Source organism: Planobispora rosea, from assembly GCF_014648175.1.
GTDB classification, from domain to species: domain Bacteria; phylum Actinomycetota; class Actinomycetes; order Streptosporangiales; family Streptosporangiaceae; genus Planobispora; species Planobispora rosea.
This window is the reverse complement of the sequence record NZ_BMQP01000052.1, coordinates 47917-57929: the sequence shown is the minus strand read 5'-3', so window position 1 is coordinate 57929 and position 10013 is coordinate 47917. Positions and strand designations below refer to the sequence as shown.

Sequence of the window (10013 nt, the reverse complement as noted above, 5' to 3'; positions counted from 1 at the left end):
GCCGAGGTGACCAGCGCGGTGACCTCGGGCGACCTGACCCGCTCCATCACCGTCGACGCCGAGGGTGAGCTGGCGGACCTCAAGGACAACATCAACTCGATGGTGAAGTCGCTGCGCGAGACCACCCTGGCCAACGAGCAGCAGGACTGGCTCAAGTCCAACCTGGCCCGCATGTCCGGGCTGATGCAGGGGCACCGGGACCTGACGGTGGTGGCCGAGCTGGTGATGAACGAGCTGGCCCCGCTCGTGCGCGCCCAGTACGGGGCGTTCTTCCTGGCCGAGGAGAGTGAGCTGAAGCTCATCAGCGCCTACGGATACCCGGCCGACGCGGACCGGCCGGTCCGGTTCAAGATGGGCGAGGCGCTGATCGGTCAGGCAGCCCGCAGCCGCAGGACGATCGCCCTGACCGAGGACCTCCCCTCCGGTGTCATCACCATCGACTCCGGACTCGGCAAGATCGAACCCGCCTCCCTCATCGTGCTGCCCGTCGTGGTCGAGGAACAGGTCCTCGGCGTGATCGAGCTGGCCTCGGTGCAGGCGTTCACGCCGGTGCACCGGGCGTTCCTGGAGCAGCTCATGGAGACGATCGGGGTCAACCTCAACACGATCGTGGCCAACTCCCGCACCGACGAGCTGCTGAAGGAGTCACAGCGGCTGGCCGCCGAGCTGCAGGCGCGCTCGGAGGAGCTGCAGAGCCAGCAGGAGGAACTGCAGCGCTCCAACGCCGAGCTGGAAGAGAAGGCCACCCTGCTGGTCCGGCAGAACCAGGACATCGAGGCCAAGAACCTGGAGATCGAGCAGGCGCGCCAGGAACTGGAGGACCGCGCCCAGCAGCTCGCCCTGGCCTCCAAGTACAAGAGCGAGTTCCTGGCCAACATGAGCCACGAGCTGCGCACCCCGCTCAACTCCCTGCTCATCCTCGCCCAGCTGCTCGCCCAGAACCACACCCGCAACCTCACACCCAAGCAGGTGGAGTACGCCGGGATCATCCACTCGGCCGGGTCGGACCTGCTGCAGCTGATCAACGACATCCTCGACCTGTCCAAGGTCGAGGCCGGCAAGATGGACATCAGCCCCGAGTGGGTGCCGCTGCGCCGCCTGCTGGACTACGTCGAGGCCACCTTCCGGCCGATGACCACCCAGAAGAGCCTGAACTTCCAGGTCGTCACCGCGCCCGGCGTCCCGGCGGAGCTGCTCACCGACGACTCCCGGCTCCGCCAGGTGCTGCGCAACCTGCTGTCCAACGCGGTCAAGTTCACCGAGTCCGGAAGCGTGGAGCTGCGCATCGAGCCCGCCGGCCAGGCCGAGATGCCCCCCTCGGTGCGCGCCAACGGCGCCGCCATCGCGCTACGGGTGGTCGACACCGGCATCGGCATCGAGGAGCAGCAGCTGGAGATGATCTTCGGGGCGTTCCAGCAGGCCGACGGGACCACCAGCCGTAAGTACGGCGGTACCGGCCTGGGCCTGTCGATCAGCCGGGAGATCGCCCACCTGCTGGGCGGCGCGATCACCGCGCAGAGCACGCCCGGCCAGGGCAGCGCCTTCACCCTGTACCTGCCGGTCGCGCACCCCGATTTCGAGGAGCGCGCGGCGGCCGCCGAGCCGTCCGCGGCCGACCCGCAGGCGGCGCGGCACGACGAGTCCGTGAAGGCGCACACACCCGCCTCGTCCGCGGTGCAGCCGCGCCGGCTGCTGGTGATCGAACAGCGGGTCGGCGGGTTGCTGTCCCTGGTGGCCGAGAGCGCCGTGACCGAGCTGTCGGGCACGAGCGAGACGATCGAGCTGGTCACCGCCGCGGGAGGGCAGGAGGCCGCAGCCCTGCTGGCAACAGAGCCGTGCCACTGCATCGTGCTCGACCTGGACCTGCCCGAGCTGGCGGCGTACCAGCTGCTGGAGGCGATGGACGGCGACCCCGCCCTGGCGGCGGTCCCGGTGCTGGGCTACAGCAACTGGCGGATCAACCCGCAGCAGGAACGGCGGCTGCTGTCCCGCATCCAGGACCGCCCCCTGGAGCTGCTGTTCAGCCTGGACGAGCTGCGGGAGCGCATCGCCCTGCACCTCAGCGCCGACCAGCCCGGCGACGTCGTGCCGCTGATCAGGTCGGAGGCGGCGGCGGAGGTGGTACCCGTGCTGGAGGAGGGCCAGAGCTCACTGGCCGGCCGCACCGTGCTGGTCGTCGACGACGACACCCGCAACCTGCTCGCGCTGACCAGCATGCTGGAGATCCACGGTGTCAACGTGCTGCACGCCGAGAACGGCCGTCAGGGCATCGACACACTGGTCGCCCACCCCGAGACCGACCTGGTCCTGATGGACGTGATGATGCCGGAGATGGACGGCTACGCCGCCACGACGGCCGTACGGGCCATGCCGCAGTACGCCGAGTTGCCGATCATCATGGTGACGGCCAAGGCCATGCCGGGTGACCAGGAGAAGAGCATCGCCGCCGGGGCCAGCGACTACGTGACCAAGCCCGTCGACGCCGACCACCTCATCGGACGGATCCGCCAGTGGCTCAACGCCTGACGCCCAACCCGTTCCGCCCGCGGAGGACACGGCCCACCGGCAAGGAGTAGTCACGTGCAGAGCCCATCGCACCACCTGGCCGTCCCGGTCGTATCCGCCCTGCCCGGCCATCCCGCGGCGGGGAGCAACGTGGGGCGGCTGGCGGCCACCATCGAGCGTCTGCGCCAGGAGGTCGAGCGCGCCCAGCGCGCCGCCGAGGGGCGCGCGCTGATCGAGGTGGCCAAGGGAATCCTGATCGAGCGGCTGCAGTGCGGGCTCACCGCGGCCGAACACCAGCTCGCCGCACTCGCGGACCAGGCCGGGGTGAGCCGGCTGGAGCTGGCCGCCGACATCATCAACCAGGCGACCCACGACAAGATCAGCCAGGCTGCCCACGACTTCCTGAACGCGGCGCGTTCCGCGCACGGCGCGCCGGAGGCGGCCGGTGTGGCGGTGCGGCTGCGCACCGCCGAGAACAGCATGCTCAAGGCGACGGACGTGCCGGCGGTGGCCCAGTCGCTGCTGGAGCACGCCCTCACCCCGCTGGACGCCACGGCCGTCGCCATCTGGATGGCCGGTTCGGACACCTCCCTCACGCTGGCCGGACACGCCGGTTTCAGCGAGGTGGAGGCGCGCCAGTGGCGGTACGTCCCGCCCGGCGTGGCGACACCCGCCCGGCGAGCCCTGGACGAGCAGCGGGCCGTCTGGATCCGGGCGTTGTCGGACGTCGGCCTGCCCTCGATCGGGATGCGCGCGGCGCCGGACGGCGGGCGGGTGGTCGTTCCGGCGGGCACCGGCGGCCGGATCCTGGGAGTGCTGGAGATCGGCTGGGCGCGGCCGCTCGAACCACAGCCGCCCCAGGTCACCAAGCAGATCGAGGCGCTGGCCGAGCTGTGCGCGCACACCCTCGACCTGCCCGCGGGCAGCGATCACGGCACCGCCCTGGACGAGCTGACAGGCCTCGCCGACTGCCTGCCGGACGCCGCGCTGATCCTCCGCCCCCACCTGGACCACGACGGCAAGCTGATCGATTTCCGTATCAGCCACACCAACCCCCACTTCGTCGACCCGGCAGGCCGGCCCGTCGGCGCCGTCAACGGCGCCCTGCTGCTGGAGGCCTACCCCCTGGCCGCCGAGGACAGCGGGCTCTTCTCCAAGATCGAGCGAGTGCACGCCACCGGCGAGCCGTACCGGGCCGACCAGATGACCATCACCGCGCTCGTGGACCAGGTGCCGCTGGACAGCGTCGCCACGGTGAGCATCACCCGGCACGGCGACAGCGTATTGCTCGTCTGGCGCGTGCAGGACGAGACCGTACGGCTGGCCAACCTGCTGCAGCACGCCCAGCGCCTGGGCCGCATCGGCGGTTTCGAGGAGAACGCCCTCACCGGGGACATCATCTGGAACAGCCAGCTCTACGCCCTCTACGGCATGGACCCCGGCCAGCCGCCGATCCCGCTGGAGCGGCTGTCCGAGCACGCGCACCCGGACGACGCCAACGCCATCGGCCGCTTCCTGCGCAGCCTGCTGCACCACCGCCGGCCGGCCTCGATCGCGTTCCGGCTGCAGCGGCCCGACGGCATCGCCCGGCACATCAGAATCATCGCCGAGCCCGTCCTGTCCCCCGACCGGCGTCTGCTGGCGATCCGGGGCGCCTACCAGGACATCTCCGCACAGCACTGGACCGAGGTGGCCCTGGCCGCCACCCGCGACCAGCTCGCCCACACCGAGGAGCAGGCCGCCGAGCGCAACAGGCTGGCCCTGCAGCTGCAGCAGGCGATCATGCCGCCCAGCCGGGGGCCGCTGGAGGCCTTCGACCTGAACATCGCCGTCCGTTACCGGCCGGCGGAGCAGGAGCACCTGGTCGGCGGCGACTGGTACGACGCCGTCGTCCTGCCCTCCAAGCAGGTCCTGCTGTCGCTGGGCGACGTCGCCGGGCACGGCATCGAGGCGGCGACCGGCATGGTCGTCCTGCGCAACGCGCTGCGCGGCCTGGCGGCCACCGGTGCGGGTCCGGGACAGCTGCTGACCTGGCTGAACATGGTCACCCATCACCTGACCGAGAACGTGACGGCCACGGCCGTCTGCGCGTTGTACGACCCGGAGACCCGCATCCTGCGCTGGGCCAGGGCCGGGCACCTGCCGCCCATCCTGATCCGGCAGGACGACGCGGCCGAACTGGATCTGATCGGCGGGCTTCTGCTCGGCGCCCTCTCCGACGCCGAGTACGAAGAGGCCCAGATCCAGCTCGAGCCGGGCGACATCCTGCTGATGTACACCGACGGCCTGATCGAACGGCGCGACCTCGCCCTGCACCAGTCACAGGAGCAGCTCCTGCGCACGGCCTCGCACCGTGGGGGCACGCTGGAGCACCGCCTCGATCACCTGCTCACCCACAGCAACTCCGACACCGACGACGACACCTGCCTCATCGGCGTCCAGCTGTGCTGACGAGGACCCGGGGTCACGCCTTCCAGGACAGGGCGTCGGCCAGGCGCTTGAGCGGGCCGCCCAGGCCGTACCGGGCGGAGAGGGCCTCCAGCGCCTCCGGGTCGCGGGGCTCCGCCGGGAGGACGAGCCCCGCGGGCCCGGTCTCCGGGAGCGGCGCGTCGTGGGCGACCCGGACCACCGCCGGGGCGACGGCGAGGTAGTCGCGGGCGGCGGCCAGCTTGGCCCGCTGCCCCTTGGTCAGGCCGTTCTCCGCGCCGTCCTCCTCCGCCGCCTTCAGCAGCTCCGCGAGCGAGCCGAACCGGGTGATCAGCGTGGCGGCGGTCTTGTCGCCGATCCCGGCGACGCCGGGCAGCCCGTCGCTGGGGTCGCCGCGCAGGACGGCGAAGTCGGCGTAGGCGCGCCCGGGGATGCCGTACCGCTCGGCGACGGCGGCCTCGTCGACGGGCTGGATGTTCTTGATCCCCCGCACCGTGTAGAGGACGCGGACCGGCCGGGCGTCGTCCACCAGCTGGAACAGGTCCCGGTCGCCGGTGACGATGTCCACCGGGCCGCGGGAGCGGGCGGTGAGCGTGCCGATGACGTCGTCGGCCTCGTAACCGGCCGCCTCGACCCGGGCGATCCCCGCCGCGTCCAGCACCTGCTCGATCACCGGGACCTGCGGGGCGAGCGTGTCGGGGACCTCCTCGCCGCCGTCGGACGCGACCCGGTGGGCCTTGTAGGAGGGGATGGCCGTCACCCGGAAGGCCGGCCGCCAGTCGGCGTCCATGCAGGCGGCCAGCTCGCCGGGGGAGTGCTCCCGGACCAGGGAGGCGATCATGTCGATGACCCCGCGGACCGCGTTGACCGGCATTCCGTCGGGAGCGGTGACCGACTCCGGCACCCCGTAGAAGGCGCGGAAGTAGAGGGACGGCGTGTCGAGGATCATCAGTCGGGGCATGGCCCCCATTCAACCAAGCCGCGCCGACAGTCCGCGCGCCGATCGGGGCCCGGCCGGAAACGACCGGCAGGACCGTCACCCGGGAACCGGACGCACCTGCCGGAAGCCGGCCACGCCGTGTGCGATCGGCCGGGGGATCCCGGAGGTGAGTCAGCCGGGGATCTCGGAGGTGAGTCAGCCGGGGATCTCGGAGGTGAGTCAGCCGGGGATCTCGGAGGTGAGTCAGCCGGGGATCTCGGAGGTGAGTCAGCCGGGGATCTCGACCGAGAGCAGGCACACGTCGTCCTCGGGGGCGCTCCCGCAGACCGCCTCGATCATCCGGTCCAGCCCGGCGTCCAGGCCGCCGCGGGGCAGCCGGGACGCCGCCTCCAGGGCCAGCGCGAGGCCCTCGCCGATGTCACGGCCGCGCCGTTCCACCAGCCCGTCGGTGAACAGCAGCAGCAGGTCCCCCGCCTTCAGGCGTACCTCGGCCGGTTCGTACGGCAGGCCCGCGCCGACCCCGAGCAGCACCCCGTCCGGCGGGGCGAGCTGGGCGGCGGCCCCGTCGCGGACCAGGATCGGCGCCGGGTGCCCGGCCTGGCCCCAGGTGAACACGGAGGTGTCCGGGTCGAGGTGACCGACGATCGCGGTCGCGGTCGTCCCGGGCATCCGGTGCACGACCAGATCGTCCAGCCAGGCCAGCAGCCGGCCGGGCGGCGCGCCGCTCATGGCCAGCCCGGCGAGCGCGTGCCTGAGCTGGGCCATCCGGGCGAGCGCGGGCAGGCCGTGGCCGGCCACGTCGCCGATCGCCAGCACGGCCCGGCCGTCGGGCAGGGAACCGGCGTCGTACCAGTCGCCGCCCAGCCCTGCTCCGGCCCCCGCCGGGACGTAGCGCGCCGTGATCCGCGCGTGCGGCAGGTCCACGTCGGCACCGGGACCGGGCATGATCGCATCACGCAGCGCGGCGCTCACGTTCCGCTCCGCGGCGGCCTGCTCGCTGACCTCCAGCAGCAGCCGGCGGGAGTCCGACGCGGTCTGCTCGGCCAGGGCCAGGCGCGCGCTGAGGAGGACGTGCTCGGCGGAGACGGGCTCGCCGGGTTCGTCGCGGGGCCGCTGCATCGTCCGGGCCGTGCCCGGCGGCACCGGACCGCTCACCCGGTCACCGCCGAGGGCGTCCTGATCTCCAGACCGGGGAGGATCGGGCGTACGGTCTGCATGGTCGTTCCTCGTTCGTACCGGTGGCGTGACCGCCGGCACGCTGGAGGAGCGGGATACCGGTGGAGGATGCCTGCGGCTCGCCTATGGGGGTGATCCCGTCCCGTGGGAGGGCCCGTGGGAGGGATTTCGTGGGCTTGGTCGGACGCCCCGCCGCCGAAGCGGCCGACAAAACGTGAGCGCCATTGCACGGAGTGTAGTGAGGTGCCCGCTCCACTGCCAACCCATCGGTGTTCCGGCCGGTGGCGGCCGGTCCGGCGCATTGGTGATCCCGCAACCGCGGACACCCCTTAGATTGGTCCACGTGACAAAGGAGTCCTCTGACCTGTACCCCGTCGCCCGCCTGGCCGCCGCCCAGGAGGCGACCGCCGCCGCCGGGCTCGACGCCCTGCTGCTGACCCCCAGCCCCGACCTGCGCTACATCACCGGCTACGAGGCGCTGCCGCTGGAGCGGCTCACCTGCCTGGTGGTGCCCGCCCGGGGCGAGGCGTTCATGATGGTGCCGAGACTGGAACTGCCCGCGGCCGAGCACTCCCCGGCCTCACGGCTCGGCGTCGAGTTCGTCGCCTGGGACGAGACCGACGACCCCTACGCGGTCGTGGCCGCCCGGCTGGGCAGGGTCGGCAAGGTCGGGCTGGCCGATCTGATGTGGGCGATGCAGTCGCTGCGCTTCCGCGATGCGCTCCCCGGCGCCGAGCAGGTTCTCGCCGGCACCGTCCTGCGCGGGCTGCGCATGCGCAAGAGCGCCGCCGAGGCCGCCGCGCTGCGCGAGGCGGGCGCCGCGATCGACGCCGTCCACGCGCAGGTCCCCGACCTGCTGAAGGCGGGGCGGACCGAGCGGGAGGTCGGCCGGGACATCGCCGAGGCGATCCTCGCCGCCGGGCACGTGACCGTCGACTTCGTCATCGTCGGGTCGGGGCCCAACGGCGCCAGCCCGCACCACGAGCTGTCCGACCGCGTCATCCAGGCCGGCGAGCCGGTGGTGGTCGACATCGGCGGCCGGATGCCCAGCGGTTACCGTTCCGACTCCACCCGGGTCTACTCGGTCGGTGAGCCGCCGGCGGGCTTCCTGAAGTACTACGACGTGCTCCAGCGTGCCCAGGAGGCCGCCTGCGCCGCCGTACGGCCCGGCGTCCCGTGCGAGGAGATCGACGCCGCCGCCCGCGAGGTGATCGCCGCCGAGGGCTACGGCGAGTACTTCATCCACCGCACCGGCCACGGCATCGGCCTGGAGAGCCACGAGGAGCCGTACATCGTGGCGGGCAACACCGAGCCGCTGGAGCCCGGCTTCGCCTTCTCCGTCGAGCCGGGCATCTACCTGCCCGGGACGCACGGCGCGCGCATCGAGGACATCCTGATCTGCACTGAGGACGGCGGCGAGCGGGTCAACCACCGCCCCCGCGAGCTGATCGTCATCTGAGCCCCCGAGCCGCGACGCGAAGCGTCGCCATGGACCCGTGCGGGGGCGCCGGTGAGCCAATGGAGGAGCGCCCGCAGCGAAGCGAGGACGTGACGACGGCGGGAGCCGGTTACCAGCCCCCGAGCCGCGACGCGAAGCGTCGCCATGGACATGTCACAATCGGGTCGGATGCCACAATCGGGGTGACCGGCGATCCCGGTCACCCCGTTGTCCTTCACTGTTCCACGCCCATGATCTGGAGTGTGCGGCGATGCCCGTCGAGCGTGTCCTTCCGACCCCCGAGGCCCACGACCTGCTGGACCTGGTCCGCGACCTGATCGGCAAGGAGGTCGCGCCGCGGGCGGCGGGCGACGAGTCCGCCGGGCGTTTCCCGCGCGAGGTGTTCGCCACCCTGGGCGCGTCCGGTCTGCTGGGCCTGCCCTACCCCGAGGAGCACGGCGGGGCCGCGCAGCCGTACGAGGTCTACCTCCAGGTGATCGAGGAGCTCGCCGCGGGCTGGCTGGCGGTCGGTCTCGGCCTGTCGGTGCACACGTTGTCGTGTTTCCCGGTCGCCGCCTACGGCACGGGCGCGCAACGCGAGAGCCTGCTGCCCGGGATGCTCGGCGGCGAGCTGCTGGGCGCCTACTGCCTGTCGGAGCCGCACTCCGGGTCCGACGCCGCGGCCCTGACCACCAAGGCCGTCCGCGACGCCGACGGTTACGCCGTGGACGGGGTGAAGGCCTGGATCACCCACGGCGGCGCCGCCGACTTCTACACGCTCATGGCCCGCACCTCCGCCGACGGGGCGCGCGGGATCTCCTGCTTCCACGTGCCGGCCTCGGCCGAGGGCCTCTCGTTCGGCGAACCCGAGCGGAAGATGGGCATGAAGTCCTCGCCGACCGCCCAGGTCCGCTTCGACGGGGTACGGCTCGCGCCGGAGGCACTGATCGGTGCGGAGGGGGAGGGCTTCCGCATCGCGATGGCCGCCCTGGACGGCGGCCGGCTCGGCATCGCCGCCTGCGCCGTCGGCCTGGCCCAGGCGGCCTTCGACGCCGCCGCCTCCTACGCCAGGGAGCGCCGCCAGTTCGGCACCCGCATCGTCGACTTCCAGGGTGTCGGCTTCATGCTGGCCGACATGGCCACCCAGATCGCCGCAGCCCGCGCCCTCTACCTCGACGCCGCCCGCGCCCGCGACGCGGGACGGCCGTACGGCACGCAGGCGGCGATGGCCAAGCTGTTCGCCACCGACATGTGCATGAAGGTCACCACCGATGCCGTGCAGGTACTCGGCGGCTACGGCTACGTGGAGGACTTCCCGGTCGAGCGCTACATGCGCGAGGCCAAGGTCCTGCAGATCGTCGAGGGCACCAACCAGGTCCAGCGCCTGGTCATCGGCCGCGCCGTCGCCAAGGGCTGACCCGCGGCGCCTGACGGGGACCGCGAGACTGTCGGAGGCGGTCAGTAACGTCCCGGCCATGTCTGACGCGGCACGGCATACCCCCGCGCCTTCCGGCGCTCAACCCGGCC

The 10013-nt window shown here is 72.3% G+C and carries 6 protein-coding genes; 4 read left to right on the top strand and 2 right to left on the bottom strand.

The annotated features are described in order from the left end of the window. Together IEZ08_RS34475 and IEZ08_RS34470 are read left to right on the top strand one after the other, a co-directional pair. The coding region (locus IEZ08_RS34475) for a response regulator (protein ID WP_189243851.1) at positions 1 to 2526 on the top strand (2526 nt) is incomplete at its 5' end. 54 nt (positions 2527 to 2580) lie between these two features. Beyond that, complete coding sequence (locus tag IEZ08_RS34470) at positions 2581 to 4956, top strand: SpoIIE family protein phosphatase (RefSeq protein WP_084780196.1); 2376 nt, start codon at positions 2581 to 2583, stop codon at positions 4954 to 4956. A gap of 13 nt (positions 4957 to 4969) precedes the next feature. Here IEZ08_RS34470 and IEZ08_RS34465 read toward each other — a convergent pair whose 3' ends face one another. Together IEZ08_RS34465 and IEZ08_RS34460 are read right to left on the bottom strand one after the other, a co-directional pair. Continuing rightward, on the bottom strand, positions 4970 to 5893 hold the full coding sequence (locus tag IEZ08_RS34465; protein WP_218061727.1) for a 5'-3' exonuclease: 924 nt from the start codon (positions 5891 to 5893) through the stop codon (positions 4970 to 4972). Positions 5894 to 6139: 246 nt separating this feature from the next. Next, complete coding sequence (locus IEZ08_RS34460; protein ID WP_229803839.1) at positions 6140 to 7027, bottom strand: PP2C family protein-serine/threonine phosphatase; 888 nt, start codon at positions 7025 to 7027, stop codon at positions 6140 to 6142. 364 nt (positions 7028 to 7391) lie between these two features. On the opposite strand from IEZ08_RS34460, the gene IEZ08_RS34455 reads away from it, so the two are divergent. Together IEZ08_RS34455 and IEZ08_RS34450 are read left to right on the top strand one after the other, a co-directional pair. After that, on the top strand, positions 7392 to 8507 hold the full coding sequence (locus IEZ08_RS34455; RefSeq protein ID WP_068923972.1) for a M24 family metallopeptidase: 1116 nt from the start codon (positions 7392 to 7394) through the stop codon (positions 8505 to 8507). Positions 8508 to 8757: 250 nt separating this feature from the next. Then, positions 8758 to 9903, top strand: coding sequence for an acyl-CoA dehydrogenase family protein (locus IEZ08_RS34450; protein WP_068923971.1), 1146 nt, complete (start codon positions 8758 to 8760; stop codon positions 9901 to 9903). Positions 9904 to 10013: the final 110 nt, after the last annotated feature.

Coding starts and splice junctions, on each gene's coding strand:
- IEZ08_RS34465 (WP_218061727.1), bottom strand. CDS start 5,893: ATGCCCCGACTGATGATCCTCGACACGCCGTCCCTCTACTTCCGCGCC.
- IEZ08_RS34450 (WP_068923971.1), top strand. CDS start 8,758: ATGCCCGTCGAGCGTGTCCTTCCGACCCCCGAGGCCCACGACCTGCTG.